16 protein-coding genes are annotated in these 15,826 nt (G+C 33.8%); 2 read left to right on the top strand and 14 right to left on the bottom strand.

Annotated features, from left to right (window positions below; translation table 11 throughout):
• Positions 1–104 precede the first annotated feature (104 nt).
• Positions 105–635, bottom strand: a complete 531-nt coding sequence (locus ACM55M_RS05740) for a GNAT family N-acetyltransferase (RefSeq protein WP_416856625.1) — start codon at positions 633–635, stop codon at positions 105–107.
• Positions 636–811: 176 nt separating this feature from the next.
• Here ACM55M_RS05740 and yaaA point away from each other — a divergent pair, with 176 nt between their 5' ends.
• Positions 812–1,570 carry a peroxide stress protein YaaA gene (gene yaaA / locus ACM55M_RS05735; RefSeq protein WP_416856624.1) on the top strand — a complete coding sequence of 253 codons (759 nt, stop codon included), beginning with the start codon at positions 812–814 and terminating at the stop codon, positions 1,568–1,570.
• A gap of 53 nt (positions 1,571–1,623) precedes the next feature.
• On the opposite strand, the gene ACM55M_RS05730 is transcribed toward yaaA, so the two are convergent.
• The 5 genes from ACM55M_RS05730 to ACM55M_RS05710 all read right to left on the bottom strand — a co-directional run bounded on the left by ACM55M_RS05730 (position 1,624) and on the right by ACM55M_RS05710 (position 9,333).
• Positions 1,624–3,210: an MDR family MFS transporter gene (locus tag ACM55M_RS05730; protein WP_416856623.1), complete on the bottom strand. Its 1,587-nt coding sequence runs from the start codon at positions 3,208–3,210 to the stop codon at positions 1,624–1,626.
• Between the two features lies 1 nt (position 3,211).
• Positions 3,212–4,291 (bottom strand): HlyD family secretion protein, encoded by a 1,080-nt coding sequence (locus ACM55M_RS05725; RefSeq protein WP_416856622.1) that lies wholly within the window; start codon positions 4,289–4,291, stop codon positions 3,212–3,214.
• Positions 4,292–4,302: 11 nt separating this feature from the next.
• Positions 4,303–5,628 (bottom strand): TolC family protein, encoded by a 1,326-nt coding sequence (locus tag ACM55M_RS05720; RefSeq protein ID WP_416856621.1) that lies wholly within the window; start codon positions 5,626–5,628, stop codon positions 4,303–4,305.
• A complete protein-coding gene (locus ACM55M_RS05715; RefSeq protein ID WP_416856620.1) occupies positions 5,618–6,250 on the bottom strand; it encodes a TetR/AcrR family transcriptional regulator in 633 nt (210 codons plus the stop codon). The genes ACM55M_RS05720 and ACM55M_RS05715 overlap by 11 nt, the downstream gene beginning before the upstream one ends.
• A gap of 350 nt (positions 6,251–6,600) precedes the next feature.
• On the bottom strand, positions 6,601–9,333 hold the full coding sequence (locus ACM55M_RS05710) for a family 78 glycoside hydrolase catalytic domain (RefSeq protein WP_416856619.1): 2,733 nt from the start codon (positions 9,331–9,333) through the stop codon (positions 6,601–6,603).
• A 350-nt stretch (positions 9,334–9,683) separates the two neighbouring features.
• Here ACM55M_RS05710 and ACM55M_RS05705 point away from each other — a divergent pair, with 350 nt between their 5' ends.
• Entirely contained in the window at positions 9,684–10,241 is a 558-nt protein-coding gene (locus tag ACM55M_RS05705) for a DUF4494 domain-containing protein (protein ID WP_416856618.1), read from the top strand.
• A 115-nt stretch (positions 10,242–10,356) separates the two neighbouring features.
• Here the strand turns inward: ACM55M_RS05705 and ACM55M_RS05700 are convergent, their stop codons facing one another.
• The 8 genes from ACM55M_RS05700 to trpB all read right to left on the bottom strand — a co-directional run bounded on the left by ACM55M_RS05700 (position 10,357) and on the right by trpB (position 15,825).
• Positions 10,357–10,872, bottom strand: a complete 516-nt coding sequence (locus tag ACM55M_RS05700) for a GNAT family N-acetyltransferase (protein ID WP_416856617.1) — start codon at positions 10,870–10,872, stop codon at positions 10,357–10,359.
• 212 nt (positions 10,873–11,084) lie between these two features.
• On the bottom strand, positions 11,085–11,645 hold the full coding sequence (locus ACM55M_RS05695; RefSeq protein WP_416856616.1) for a DUF6642 family protein: 561 nt from the start codon (positions 11,643–11,645) through the stop codon (positions 11,085–11,087).
• Between the two features lie 83 nt (positions 11,646–11,728).
• Positions 11,729–12,265: a DUF4468 domain-containing protein gene (locus ACM55M_RS05690; protein WP_416856615.1), complete on the bottom strand. Its 537-nt coding sequence runs from the start codon at positions 12,263–12,265 to the stop codon at positions 11,729–11,731.
• A gap of 96 nt (positions 12,266–12,361) precedes the next feature.
• The gene (locus tag ACM55M_RS05685; protein ID WP_416856614.1) at positions 12,362–12,964 is read right to left on the bottom strand and encodes a hypothetical protein; all 603 of its coding nucleotides are present in this window, start codon (positions 12,962–12,964) and stop codon (positions 12,362–12,364) included.
• Between the two features lie 58 nt (positions 12,965–13,022).
• On the bottom strand, positions 13,023–13,784 hold the full coding sequence (gene trpA / locus ACM55M_RS05680) for a tryptophan synthase subunit alpha (RefSeq protein WP_416856613.1): 762 nt from the start codon (positions 13,782–13,784) through the stop codon (positions 13,023–13,025).
• 127 nt (positions 13,785–13,911) lie between these two features.
• On the bottom strand, positions 13,912–14,121 hold the full coding sequence (locus tag ACM55M_RS05675; protein WP_416856612.1) for a nitrilase-related carbon-nitrogen hydrolase: 210 nt from the start codon (positions 14,119–14,121) through the stop codon (positions 13,912–13,914).
• Between the two features lie 63 nt (positions 14,122–14,184).
• Positions 14,185–14,502 carry a gamma-glutamylcyclotransferase family protein gene (locus ACM55M_RS05670; RefSeq protein WP_416856611.1) on the bottom strand — a complete coding sequence of 106 codons (318 nt, stop codon included), beginning with the start codon at positions 14,500–14,502 and terminating at the stop codon, positions 14,185–14,187.
• Positions 14,503–14,643: 141 nt separating this feature from the next.
• Positions 14,644–15,825, bottom strand: coding sequence for a tryptophan synthase subunit beta (gene trpB / locus ACM55M_RS05665; RefSeq protein WP_416856610.1), 1,182 nt, complete (start codon positions 15,823–15,825; stop codon positions 14,644–14,646).
• Between the last annotated feature and the right edge of the window lies 1 nt (position 15,826).

Genomic DNA, 15,826 nt, shown 5'->3' with positions numbered 1-15,826 from the left:
AGCTTTTATATCCTACTACTTTCAGTATTATTCAAATCAATAAAGGTTTTCTTTTAAATTTTCCACGAGCTAAAATTGAATTACTGATAAAGAAGTATTGCTTATCAATGTTTTTTATTCAATATAAGCTGCATTAATAAGTCGGTTTGTTCTTCATTTCCTAATGTGAAAACATGTTTGTCAAATTCGACAAACCCATTTTTCGAATAGAATCTTAGCGCTCTGTGATTTTCTTCCCAGACACCGAGCCAAATGTAATCAACACCAGTTTCTTGTCCAATTTTTTTTACTTTATCAATTAATAATTGACCCACATTCTTTCCGTGAAATGCTTGTGAAACATAAATTCGATGTACTTCCAAAGCATTTTTATTAATGGTTTCGGTTTGGGCATCGCCAAAATTTATTTTCAAATAACCAAGTATTTCGTTGCCTGAAGTGGCCAGATAAAATTGGGAATTTACATTGTTTAATTCAGAAGCTAATTGTTCTGAATTAAAACTTTCAGTTACATAATTAGCGATGTTTTCGGGTGTATTTACCGCTGCAAAAGTTTCTATAAAAGTTTGGGTACCTATCTTTTGTATTGTTTCAAGATCAGATAGTGTGGCTTTTTTAATTTCTATTGGATTCATAATAGTAAATGGTCTTTTGGTTTTTTTTCAAAACTCAAAAATACACAAAAATTTTTGGTGACAATTTTCATTTTCTATTATACTATTAAACAAATCAATTCATAGATTCTTACTTTGTTGTTTTCAATTTGTACTTTTGAAACAATTAATAAAAAGAACTTGAAAGAGTATAGTATATGAAAATTGTTATATCGCCAGCCAAATCCTTAAATTTTGAAAAAGAGTTGCCCACTCCACTTCACACAGAAGCCCAGTTTCTAAAAGAATCGCGACAAGTTCATAAAGTGTTAAAAGAAAAAAAGCCCGCCCAGTTGTCTGATTTAATGAGTATTTCGGATAAACTCGCTGATTTAAACTGGAGACGCAACCAAGAATGGAAAACACCTTTCACAGCTGAAAATGCGCGTCCGGCAGTTTTTACTTTTGACGGAGATGTATATACCGGATTAGATGCTTATTCGATTCCAATAGAAAAATTAGAAACATTACAAGATAGTTTGAGAATATTATCCGGTTTGTATGGCTTGTTGAAACCATTGGATTTAATACAAGCGTACCGATTGGAAATGGGAACAAAACTGCCTATTAGCGAAAGCAAAAACTTGTATGAATTTTGGAAATCAAAGGTTACAAAAGCATTAAATAAAGAACTTAAAAAAGGAGAATTATTTATCAATTTAGCCAGTACGGAATATTTTTCGGTTATTGATGTAAAAGCCTTGAAAGTGCCTGTATTCACCCCGGAATTCAAAGATTATAAAAATGGAAAACTAAAAATAATCAGTTTCTTTGCCAAGAAGGCGAGAGGAATGATGGTGCGTTATATCATTGATACCAATGCAAAAACAATTGATGATTTAAAAGGTTTCAATTATGAAGGCTATCAATTTGATGCTAATTTATCAAAAGACAATCATTTAGTATTCACCCGATAATAAAAAAATGCCGGTTTTTCGTAATGAAAAACCGGCATTTTTTTAATTTATTATTAATGCATCGCATCTGCAGGATTGATTTTATTTTTTCCTTTTTTGATTAAAAAAACAATAGGAATACAACATAAAAACATAATTCCGAGGTAAAGAAAAATATCCATATAAGAAAGAACAGTACTTTGCTTCATGACTGAATAATCGATCACCTGATAGGCTTTTTTCAAAGATTCATTACTAGTAAATCCTTTGGACATAAAACCTTTTTGCAACATCATTACACGTTGTTGTACTTCTAATCTGCTTCCGTCTAAATGAGAAACCAAATTCACCCGATGTTCCTGACTAAATCTTGTGATGAAAGTTGTGATAATGGCAATTCCGAATGAACCTCCAAGTTGTCGCATCATTCCGGTAAAAGCAGCCCCTTCACCAATGTTTTTTCCTTTTAATGTGGAAAGAGAAAGTGTCGTTATAGGTACAAAAAGCAATCCTAATCCGATTCCTCTTAAAATCAATCCCCAATAAAGATGTTCCACTCCAGTATTGGGTGTCATACTATTGTGCATCATCAGCGTAAAGAAAAAGAATATTAAAAAACCTATACCTACCATATACCCTTGAGGAACGCCCCTTTGAATTAATTTACCAATAATAGGCATCATAATAGCGGTGGTAATAGAACCTGGAATAAGCAATAAACCAGCATCTGTGGCGGTCCATCCTAAAACGGATTGTGTGTAAATTGGAATAATTAAAGTGGAACCATAAAGTCCAAATCCTAAAATGAAACACATTACCGTTCCAATTCGTAGATTTCCATCTTTTAGGACACTTAAATTTACAATAGGATGTTTATACGTTAATTCCCTCCATATAAATAGAATCAAACCAAAAACGGATACGACACTTAAAAATGTAATGACTTTATTATTGAACCAATCATCTTGCTGGCCATGTTCTAAAACAAACTGTAAAGAACCAATGAAAGCCGTCAAAAGAAAAATCCCCAACCAATCGACTTGTTTGGCTTTTAATTTTTCGCCAAATTTAGGGCTTCTTACAAAACTCAATGCCAAAATAGTGGCAATAATCCCAAGAGGAATATTAATATAGAAAATATAAGGCCAGGAAAAATTATCAACAAGATAACCTCCTAATGGTGGACCCAAAGTAGGTCCCACAATTACACCCATTCCATAAATAGCCTGAGCCATACCACGTTTTGCAACTGGATAACTTTCGGTTATGATTGTTTGTGCTGTAACTAACAGAGCACCACCACCCAGACCTTGTATAAATCTAAAAGCGATAAGCTCCCATATATTATTGGCATTACCACATAAAAAAGAGGATATGGTAAAAATAATGATGGAAGTCACAAAATAATTTCGTCTTCCAAATTGTTGCGAAAGCCAACTCGTCATGGGGATTACAATAACATTTGCAATAGCATAAGCAGTAATAACCCAGGCTACATCATTTAATGTAGCGCCAAGACTTCCTCTCATGTTCGTTAAAGCTACATTGACAATAGTAGTATCTACGATTTCCAACAGTGCACAAAGTACCGCTGTAATCGTAATTAGAACTCGTCTATAACCATATTCTACTAAATCATCTTCTACTTTTACTTGTGCCATTTTAGTTTAAATGTACGTCAACATCAACATTCATTCCCGGTCGTAATAATTTTATTTTTTCAACATCATTAGATGCATTCAAGTTGATTTTTACAGGTAATCTTTGAATGGTTTTTACAAAGTTACCAGTAGCATTATCCGGAGGCAATATAGAAAAACGAGAACCTGTTGCAGGAGAAAATGAAGTTAATGTTCCTTCAAAATCATAATCAGGATAAGCATCTACTTTGATAGTTACTTTTTGTCCAATAATCATTTTGTTCAATTGTGTTTCTTTGAAATTAGCAATTATCCATGCATTAGAATTGTTGATAATATAAAAAAGAGATTGCCCCGGTTGTACCAATTGCCCTGGTTGGATATCAATTTTTGAAACTTGACCATCGATAGCCGCGGTAACTGCAGTATAGGATAAATTTAATTTTGCAGCTTCTAGCATCGCTTCTGCTCTTTTGATATTGGCAGCAGCAACTTCAGTTTGTTTACCTGAAACTTTTGATTTGGCTACAATAACTGATTTTTGATAGGAGCTTGCTTTTTCTTGTTGTTGCAAAATACGGATTTGACTCTCCGCTTCTTGTTTTGCTGCTAAAGCTTGCTCATATTGTTGTTTGGTAATCGAATGATTTTTATATAAATTTTCGTAACGGTTGTAATCACTGGTGATTCTGCCTAATCTAATTTTTGCAGTTTCGATATTTCCACCTGCTGATTGTACATTAGCATCAGAGACAGAAATGTTAGCCAACGCGCTACCGATATCAGCTTTTGAAACTTCAAAATTCCCTTCAGCAGCTAATAATGCAGCACTTGCTTCATCAATTTTTAATTGATAATCTCTTTTGTCGATCGTAAAAAGCGTATCGCCTTTCTTTACAAAATCATTGTCTTTTATGTACACTTTGTCCACATATCCCGAAACTTTTGGAATAATTGGATTCATGTTTTTTTCAATCTGCGCATCATCGGTTTCTTCGTGCGATAAGGAATGCATGTATTTATATGTTCCATAAGTTCCGCCTAATACAACCAAAGCCACTAGGATAATAATGAATTTTGTATTTGTTTTTTTCTTTTCCATGTGATTGGTGATTATATTTTTGAAAGATTGAAAGATTGTGATAATTGTCCGGTAACAGAAAGCAATTCGTAGTATTTCTGTATAATATTGGCTTTAGCTAATGCTTTATTAATTTTGGACCCCAATTGTTCTACATCGGCTTCAAGTAAATCATTAGTGTCCGAAAGTCCGTTGTCGTACTTGTCTTTTATGATTCTGTAATTTTCTGTTGATTGTTCAACAGCCTGAACATAAACTTCATTTTGTTTTAATGCCAAATCATAATCTTCTATCGCTTTTTGAACTTGCATTTTGATATAATCCGTAAGTACTGCTTGAGAATTTTGTACTTCTAATGATTTGCTCTCGGCTAGTTTTACCATAGTTCCGTTTTTAAGAATAGAGCTTATGTCATAAGAAATACCAACACCAAAATTCATTGCATTTTGAACCGTTATCACATTTTTTAAGTCTAATGCCGTATAACCGCCAATAAGGGAAATTGCAGGGTAATAGGCGCTTTTTGCCATTTTGATATTAGCCTTGCTCGCTTTTTCCTGAAACCGAATCGCTTCTAAATCTTTACGATTTTGTAATGCGGGTTCATCATTAGTAGGGATATTATTCATTTGAAAATTAGCAAAATCACTTTCTCTAATTTCTAATTTGGTTTCAACTGGTAATTTTAAAAGTGTCACTAAATAGAAATTTACAACATTCAAATTGTTGTTTTCTTCGTCTATTGACAATTGAATTTTTGAAACTTGTAATTGTGATTTTAGTAAATCATTTCTTGGAATTACGCCATTTTTTTCCAAATCACTAAAATCAACGACACGTTGTTGTGCACTTTTTTGATTTTCTTTGAGCAGTTCAATCGTTTTTTGCGATTTGTATAAATTAGCGTAGCTATTAATCACTTTCATCGCAATTTCTTCTTTTGTTTGGGAAGCTGTTGCATTTTCAGCCTGATATAAATTCTCAGAAAACTTTATGCCATTTTGGATTTTAAAACCTGCAAAAACGGGTACGTTGGCATTAACTTGACCAATCATCAATTGATCTACAACAGGCATCGGTTCCGCATTACTGCTTTTGTTAATTTTTAAATTTACTGAAGCCTTTGCCAATCTTTGATATTGTCCCGAAACTTTTAAATCAGGATATTGACTGTTTTTTACCGATTGCAATTCGTATTTTTTAGTTGCTACTTTGGTATTGGCTAAACTAACTTCATTGCTTTTTGTCCAAGCCATATGAATGGCTTCATCGAGAGTAAGACTCGTTTTTTCTTGTGCTTCTACTGAAGAAATTCCTATAAAGAAAATCCCAAAGAGCATTAATTGACTAACTTTCATATATTAGAAGGGCTTTTATAGTTTGTTGGATGTGCTTTGTCAAATTGGTTCTTATGTAATTATTATATAAATCCTCGGTTTTTAAGTTTAGTAAATTTTGAAAGAACGGTTTATTCATGTGAAAATGAAAAAAAGTTCCCAGTATAGTTGGTGTTATTAGCGGAATTATGATGTCTTTTCTAAAAACCCCTTTCGTTTGGCCTTCTACGATTATAGCTTCAAGGGATTTTAGATTTCCTTTTTTTAATTCGGTAAAGGATTCAAAATTCAAATCTCGTTTATTAGTGGCAAATTCAAAATGTATAATTCTATAAATTCCTTTATTACTATTGATTCTATTGATATACAGCTCGATTAACTTATTGATTTTTTCAATAGGCTCGAGGTTTTCTTGTATTAATGAATCTAATTGAGATTTTAAATCGGAAGTTCTATACAAAATTAGGGATTCGAGCAAACGCTCTTTGGATCCAAAATAATAGGAAACCATAGCAATGTTTATTTTTGCTTCTTTTGAGATGTTTCTAATTGAAGTACCATCAAAACCTTTTTCAGCAAATAGTGTTTCCGCTACTTGAAGTATCTTAATTTGTTTTTCGTTAAAATCAGTAACTGAACCCATATACTTTAAAATAGGCTATAAAATTAAACAAGTGTTTAATTTAAACACTTGTTTAATTTTATTTTAACACAATTTTAACAATTTTAAAATTATGAAAATAAAATTTTCAATCTATTAAATTTTTCTTATTAGGCAAGCTTTTAGTGCTATATTTCCGATGTTAAGAGGGAATTTAGTCTGTTTAAAAATCACTTAAATACTTGTTAGTTTATTATTTCAAGTAAGCAGAAATAAATTTGTATACTGCCAAATAATAAAGAGGAAGTCAAAAATTACTTCCTTTTTATTATTCAGAGGTTTTCTAAGTCAATTAAAAGCAATATGAAATTTTGCAAATTTTACTTTCCTAATTATCTTTCGAAAATATGTTCTCCTGATCCAATATTGTCTAAATAGATGTAGTCACCTTCTTCAATACCATTGATTTCTTTTTTGTCGTATTTTATTGCGGTGCCGTTTTTACTACATTTTGGAACAAATACTTTGGCTATTATATTATCGGGTACCATTATTTTTAGAACATAGCCCTTGTCGCTTTTATTCCAATCAACTGAGATGTCGCCCTTATCCGTTGGATATACGCCTTTGGCATAGCTAAGTTTATTACCAAACCACAAAGGTTTAATTTGAATCTTTTCGTGTTGCGGGCTTAATGGTTTAATACCTAAAATGTAATTTTGCATAGCCAATAGACCTGAGGCGCCCCAAGGATGTGACATACTCTGATTGGTTACATTAGCATCCCAAGATTCCCATGTCATGGTTCCTCCAAGAGCAACGGTTTTTGCCCAACCATCCCATGTTGTGTTGGTATATAAATCGATTAAATGTTCTCCTTCATCGGCCTGACCAAGCGATTCTGGTAACCAACGCAGACAGACCATTCCAACGTTCATTTTACGGTTTTTGATTTCAGCCATTACCTGTTTTTTATTTTCTTCCGGAACAATGTTTAATGCATATGGAAGAATGTTAGCATGTTGCGAAACATGGGAACTAGGTGTTTGATTACTATATAATCCATCAATATAAACACCATCTTTATTCAGAAGCAGCGTATTCATCGCTTTTTTGATAGTGTCTGCTTTAATTCTGTATTCCTCTTTATCATTTGTATTTCCGAGTGCGTTAGCAATTTTTGAAATAATTTCGAAATTTGCAAAGGCATATGCATCGATAACGGTTCTGGAATCAACGGTCATATCGTAGCCATATCGCATCACTTCTGGCCAATCGATAATCCCATACTCATACGGTCCTTTTCCTCCTTTTAATTTATAAATTAATCCGGTAACATCATTTTTATAGGTATCCACATAGTCGGCAATTTTTTTCAATCGGGTATAATTCGATTGAAGAAATTCGATATTGCCTGTTTGCATGTAATAATCCCAAATCCAAACCAGATACGATTGGGTAAAGTCAGGGATATCTCTTGCGCCATCAACATTAGGATACACCGCATTTAAACGGCCATCAGGCCAATATTGATCCTGCGAATCGAGAAATTCGTTCAACACCCTCATGTTCATGGTTCGGTCGTACATAACACTCATATTGGGTACTGCTTGTGACCATCCATCACTCAAAAAAGCACCTTTTTCCCGGGTTGGCGTATCTACAAAACCTTCTTGGGCACCAACAAGTAGCGATTGAACCATTAATTGCCATACGTTGTTGAGCATAGAATTGGAAGATTCGAATGAAGAGCGTTTGGGATCAAGTTCGAAATGTCTGGAAATGAAACTTACATTTTCTTTGGTCAGAACATTGGGTGAATTCTCGACTTGTAAATAACGTAATCCCAAATACACAAAAGGATTAAAAATGGCAGTAGTGCCATTATGAATAAAATGAAATTGTAAATTGGTTGACTGATCGAATTTGGTCGATACCGTGTTGTCACTGTTTAAAACAAATCCACCAAGCATATTAATTGCATCTCCGGCGTTACCACCATTGAAGTCTATTTTGAAGCTGCCAGCATATATTTTTCCCAAATCAATAACATATTTCCCATTTCCCAAATCTTTTATGGCAACGGGTTTAATTTCTTTTTCAATAACCCTTGTCAGATCAGATCTTAAAGTACCTGTCCAAGGCGCTACCGGTGGTTTTCCTATTTCAGATGCGTTGGCCCAGCTGGTATCGTTAAAATTTTTCGCATTCCATTGCGGAATGATCTTACGGCTGTCGATTTTTTCTATTCGTCCAATACCTTCGCCATTGCGTTGCGGCTGGTCGGGAATCCATTGTGCTGCCTGAACTTGTTTCCAAGATTTATCGGTGCCAATAATCATTTTGGTTCCATCGTCATATTCTATAATTACCTTCAAAAGCAATCCGCGGGCACCTGTAGCACGACCCTGACCTCCGCCATACCAGTGGGTTAAACAACCAATTAAATTTTCCTTATATGCAGATACAAACGAACTAATATCCCATGAATTGTAGTAGCTATACTGTGGATAATGCATGTTAAATCCTTTTCCAACAAATTTCCCATTGATATACAACTCATAACTATGACAAGCCGAAATATACGCTGTCGCTTTTTTTATGGTTTTCTTCGGGAGGCTAACTTTTTTACGGAAATACGTATAATCATCGCTGTCTTTTGAGTCTCTTTTTATCCAAAAAGCCCCTGACCAATCGGCATTGGTTAGCAATCCTATTTTAAAGGTGGCTGTTGCTGCATACGAACTGACATTTCCGTCTTTATCCCAAGTGCGTACTTTCCAGTAATATTGGGTTGCCGGAGCCAATGGTTTTCCTTTGTAATAAACATAGTTTTGCATTCTGGAATTTGTTTTCCTGCTATCCCATACATCTCCTTTATTCATCGTAAGATTAGAAGGATTGGAAGAAACTATAATCTGATAGGCAGATTGAACCTCATTAGTATCCGGATCACTTACAGACCATCCAAAATAAGGTTTGTCATTCGTTCCTATTGGATTGTGCTTGTCAAAACTTCTTAAATTAAATGGTGCATTCGGATTGGAGGCAAATCCCTGAAAAAAGGTAAAGTTCAGCAGCAGCACTATAATCGCATAGCGTGCTATCGATATTTTTTTATTCATACTTTGTTAATTATACTAAATAATGGAAATTGGTTTGAAGGTAACTTGTTTATAGGTATGACAAAAAGCATACTTTATTTTTCTCAAAAATATATAAAAATAGCTGCAAATGATAAAAAGGACTATATATTTTATGAGTTGAATCTTGTTTTAAAATTAAATAAGAAGGTATAATAATGTTTCTAATTTAATTTTTTATGGAGATCTAAATTTATTCAAAGGAAAATAATGACTCAAAAAGACAAAAAAAAGCAATAGAAGAATCCATCCGAAATTGTGAATATCTATTTTATAAATTGGGAATTTATTTTCCCTTTAAAATCTATCTTTGACATCCTTAAAAAAAAGAAATGAGCACAACGTGGTATGAATGCAAAGTAAAATATAGAAAAACAGATGAAACTGGAGCACAAAAAATTACGACAGAACCGTATTTAGTAGATGCGTTATCCTACACGGAAGCAGAAAGCAGAATTAATGAAGAAATGTCGGCCTATATTAGTGAAGAATTTAAAATCACCAATATAAAAGTGGCTAATTATGCAGAGATTCATCCTTTCGAAAATGCGGACCGTTGGTTTCGATCCAAAGTGTCATTATTGGCGTATGACGAAGAAAGTGGCAAGGAACGCAAGTCGAATATGTATTTATTAGTGCAAGCCAATGATGTAAAAGAAGCTTATGATAACACCACCAGTGTAATGAAGGGTACAATGGGCGACTATACCATACCTGCTATTTCGGAATTGCCTATTATGGATGTTTTTCCTTATTTCAGTGGGGAAGAAGGAGAATTGGAACAATTAGAACGGTTCAATGCCCTCAAAGGTTCTAAACCGGAAGTTGCTGCCGAGATAGTAGATAATATGGAATTTGAAATGGCTCCTGAAGAAGAAGCTGCAGTTTAAGAGAAGTTGTTTTTTTTTAAATACCGCAAATTCGCAGATAAAAACAGTTGTAAACTAATTTTATTTGCGAATTTGCGGTTTTTTAATTTTAACCCTAAGTTTTTGATAATTTCAATTAGTCTTGTTTAGCTAAGACTTTTTCATATGCTTTTCTGGAACTCCCTCTGAAAAATACTTCGCCACAATACGTGTAACCCGAATTTTCAAAAATGTTAATCATGGCGATATTATCAAAATTAGTATCTGCTTTTATGCTGTATATATTGTTGCTTAGCGCAAAATCTTCGATGTGTTTGAGAATCATTTTAGCAAAGCCTTTGCCCAAATACTTTTCAGAAATCGCTACGCGATGCAGTACTATAAAATCACCATTCGTTAGCCAGTTTCCTTCAATTTTTTCGTAAGCAGGCTCGTCATTGATTAGTACCGCACTATAACCGACGATGGTTTCTCCATCAACCAAAACAAATCCTTCTCCTTTTTCAATATCTTTTTGTACGACTTCCGGATTTGGATAGCCGTCTTGCCATTGGGTACTGCCGTCTTCTTTTCTGCGTAGGATTGCTTCTTGTAAAATTTCCCATATCGAAGCTATTTCAGATAGTTCCGCTTTTCGAAAGTGATAATTCATCTTTATAATTTAATTTTGTCTGTTAAGGAGTGTGCTTTAAAAGTACAAAAGAAACTTTAAATTTTGGACAATCCGTATTATAGGGTGTGTTTATTTTTTAGAAGAGTATTTTCAATCTCGCTTTCCACATTATATGTTGTGAATGCGAGCGCGAGCGTCCCGCTCGTGAACACTATTTCGTTAACGAGACCTTTTACCGCTGGATTTAATTTTTAATAATATAATCTGAAATCGAGTAGATTACAAAGAGTATCGTGTTTTTTATGTAATTCTGCTACAATTTCAACAAGATCATCTTGTTCTTGACATAAGCTAAAGAAAGCTTTGTCGATGGGACCGCTGGTCAAGTTATGAAATGCCGCTCCATAACCCGAAATAGCACGTGCTCCTGTAATATCTAAAAAGTATTGTGCTTCTTCCCCGCTTAAGTCTAATACCTTTGAATTGGCAAAATGCAAAATTTTACCTGTCATTTTCCCTTCAAAGAGTTCGGCTATTTCTTCTAAACTATAGTAATACTCATTGAGGCAAATATTATTTCCTTGACCTTGCATGACTAAGTAGATTATTTCATAATCCTTAAAATTATGGTCCTCATGGAGCAAGGTATTTAAACTTTCTTCTAATCCTTCTATAGTATCACACGTCTTATAAATACTTGTAATACCTTGTTCAAAGGCTAATTGTTCTAAGTTTTTGACCACTTCAGTAGTGGTGTTCGTTTCTACATCTTGAACGGCTTCGAGGCAGAAAATAAATTGATCATAATCCATGAAATTTATTTTTTAGAAGACACTTCGCGTAGCGGGTAATTCATTATTGTAATTTAAGTTTTTATATAATTGGTGATAGTACACTACCATTCTTCCTTTTTCGTTTCAGAAATATATTTTTTTAAATTATCATTTAAATTATTGAAATAAACTTCAATATCATTCGGAGTATTACCCCAATATTTAATAATTTTTTTATCGGTTTTAAAATTCTGCATAGTTTTCAAATCTTTTACATTTTGAACTATTAGTGAAACAATTCCAAATTTATATTTATTGTCTTTAAAAGTAATTTCAACTATATAATTTATATTAAATTTAGTTTTATTGTTGTTTATGCTTGCTAAATTAGTTGCGATAGCATCTATTCTTATCTTTTCATTTAAAATTTGCATTTTTAAAACAATATCAGGATTTTTATAAGTTTCCTTTACCCAATTTAAGGTTTTGTCATAAATATCTTCTTTTTTCTTGTTTTGAATTTCTGTTACAACAAAATCATTTAATCCAGTTTCACTATATTCAAATTTCTCATTATTTTTTATTTCTGAAACTTGCCCAAATGCAAATGTGCTTGTTAGAAACACTAAAGCAATTTTAATCAATTTAACTATTTTCATAATTTTTTAAATATTGGTTTTTAATTTATTGAATTCTCCATTAGGGTTTTAGACAGTCTAACGTTCTAGTAGTTATTAGTAATCATTTTTTTTGTATTAAATTATTGAATAATAGACATATAGTATTAATGAAAAAATTGAAAGAATTAGAAGAATAAAGGTTGTTATTTCGAATATTTTTAAATTTCCTGGGTCTAAATGGCTAATTTGAACATCCTCTTTTTTATCTGAATCTAAATATTCATTTAGTTGTTTTTGGCGAACCTTAATTTCTTCACGATATTTTTTAGTCTCATAAAATAAACATATTGACAAGAAAAGTATTCCAAAAGCAATTAAGGTTATTGTTACCAAGAAAAAGACTTTTGAGTTCTGATTTGGCAGAGTTTCGGGTTTCAAACCAATTAATAAACCTAAAAAGCCAATTGAAATTGTCGCTAAATGTCTTAAAAATGAAAAATAGGATTCAGTTTCTTTTTTTTCGGTATTTATAATATTATTTAAATGATTTTTTATATTTTCATCAATCATAGTTTTCGTTTTATTATAAAGTAAACACCAACTTGTATAACCTAACCATAAAATGGCTTCAATCCAACCAATATAAGGTGTCTTTGTACCATAAGATGGCTTTTTGTTATTTTGTAAATATAAATAAATTATTACAAATAATTTAATGTTTTTATAACGTGTGACCACAAAAAAACGGCGTTTAAATGAACTTTAAACGCCGTTTGATTTATAGAAAAAGAGTTGTTTATCGAATCGCTTTCACAAACTCGGCAATTTTTGCTGTTCCGTTTTCGGTTAAATGGGTGATAAAAGCACTTCCTATAATCGCTCCTTTGGCAAATTGTGTCGCTTGATTGAACGTTTCTTTGTTGTTTATTCCAAAACCAATTACTTGTGGATTTTTTAGATTCATTGCTGCAATGCGTTTGAAATAATCTTCTTGGACGCTTCCAAAACCAGATTGTGATCCCGTAACACTCGCCGAACTTACCATATAAATAAACCCATCAGATACGCCGTCAATAAAATGGATGCGCTCGTCAGAGGTTTGTGGCGTAATCAAGAATATATTTTTCAATCCGTATTTTTCGAAAGTAGCTTTGTATTCATCCGCATACACATCAACTGGAAGATCTGGAATGATTAATCCATCGATGCCAATTTCTGCGCATTTCTGGCAGAAATTCTCCACTCCGTATTGCAACATCGGGTTAAAATACCCCATAATCACCAAAGGAATAGAAACCGTTTTACGGATGTCCTTTAATTGGTCAAACAAAACTTGTGTCGTCATTCCGTTGTGCAACGCTTGAGTGGAACTCGCTTGAATCGTAGGTCCATCGGCCAATGGATCACTGAACGGCAGCCCTATTTCAATCATGTCAATACCGCTTTTTTCTAAATCCTGAATGATTTGTACGGTATCATTTAAGTTAGGATATCCCGCAGAGAAATAAATGGAAAGTATCTTTTTGTCTTCTTGTAATTTTTGATTTATTCTGTTCATTGTTTTATTTTTTTCCTAACAGGTTTTTAAAAGCCGTTAGGTATATTAGTAAGTTTTTATTTAATTATCTGACTTGCCCAATTATCATTTTGATTTTCCACAAGTAATAATCCAGAATCTGAATCATTCATTTGAGCAACCAATTCTTCTTTATTATTCCAAAAAGCACTTTTTCCGCATCTTCTCTTTCGTAACCTGTAATAGACATTTCTGGAAAGGCAATTAAATTAGCTCCTTTTTGCACGGCCAATACTATAAGACGATAATGGTCGGCTAAATTAGCTTCGATATCTCCTCGTACTGGTTTTGTTTGTGCAGCTGCTATAATCGTTTTCATTTCTATTATTTATTCCTGCAAGGTTTTCAACCTTGTAGGTGTATATTTTTATATTTACAATTATTAATTTTCCATATAAATCCATGCAACTATTCCGGATTTCAATGTTATTTGAACTCTTTTATACGCATTAGATTCGAATTGATCTGCTTTAATCAGATCTTCACTGGAAACAGTAAAAACAATACCATTTATTTCATCCGAAGGATTTTCGCTTGGTGTTGCTACAAAATAATCAGCCATTCCAAATTCTTCTTCTATTTTTAGATCTTTTAGCTTGTAGCCTTTGAGTTGGTCTAGTGTTCCACTCAATAGCTTGTTAAAAACCTGCATTTGAATTTCTTTAGACTGTAATGTTCCGTAAGAGAATATATGTTCCATAATACTATTTTTTCTCGTTATTTATTTGCGTTAGGGATAGGAACGGCATCCTTTTTTGTGGTTTTTTCTACCACAAAAAAGATATAGTGTACAGCCCGACCCGACTTTTTTTGGGAGGGTAACGCTCAAATTATTCTTCAGTTATAATTTAAAATAATCGATATAGGTATTCAAATCTTTGTCACCGCGACCGGAAAGATTGATGACTACGACGTCCTCTGGTTTGAATTTTATTTCGTCCAGAACGGCAAAGGCATGTGCACTTTCGATAGCAGGAATAAGTCCTTCCATTTTAGATAATTTCAATCCCCATTGCATGGCTTGGTCATCCGTAATAGAGATGAATTGCGCTCTGCCTGTAGCGAATAAATTAGCGTGCATAGGACCTACGCCCGGATAATCCAGTCCTGCCGAAATAGAATAGGGCTCGGTGATTTGACCATCAGGAGTTTGCATCAACAAGGTTTTACTGCCGTGAATAACGCCTACTTTCCCTAATGCGGATGTGGCGGCACTTTCACCTGAATCGACTCCTAATCCCGCTGCTTCGACTGCTATAATGTTCACGTCTTCGTTATCCAGAAAATGATAATACGCCCCGGCGGCATTGCTACCACCACCTACGCAAGCAATCACATAATCAGGGTTTTCACGACCTTCTTTTTCTAATAATTGTTCTTTGATTTCCTTAGAAATAACACTTTGAAAACGCGCCACCATATCAGGATAAGGATGAGGTCCCACTACAGAACCGATGATATAATAGGTGTCAACGGGATTGTTAATCCAGTCGCGAATGGCTTCGTTAGTGGCATCTTTTAAGGTTCTTGAACCCGAAAGCGCCGGACGCACTTCGGCACCCAACATTTTCATACGAGCCACATTTGGCGCCTGACGTTTGATGTCTATTTCTCCCATATAAACGATGCATTCCAGTCCCATTAACGCACAAACGGTTGCTGTTGCAACGCCATGTTGACCAGCGCCAGTTTCGGCAATGATTCGTTTTTTACCCAAACGTTTGGCTAACAAAATTTGTCCGATGGTGTTGTTCACTTTATGCGCGCCAGTGTGGCATAAATCTTCTCTTTTCAGGTAGATTTTAGTGTTGTATTGTTCTGATAGACGTTTTGCAAAATAAAGTGGCGTAGGGCGCCCTACATAATCTTTAAGCAAGGCATCAAATTCAGCCTGAAATTCTGGTTCGGCGGTAATTTTCAAATAATTTTGACGCAGTTCTTCCACATTTGGATATAACATTTCAGGAATGAAGGCGCCTCCAAATTCTCCGTAATAGCCTTTTTCGTTGACGTTGTATGACATA

It is taken from the genome of Flavobacterium galactosi, assembly GCF_048158585.1.
GTDB classification, from domain to species: domain Bacteria; phylum Bacteroidota; class Bacteroidia; order Flavobacteriales; family Flavobacteriaceae; genus Flavobacterium; species Flavobacterium galactosi.
The sequence above is the reverse complement of the archived record's forward strand: the minus strand, read 5'-3'. Positions and strand labels throughout refer to the sequence as shown.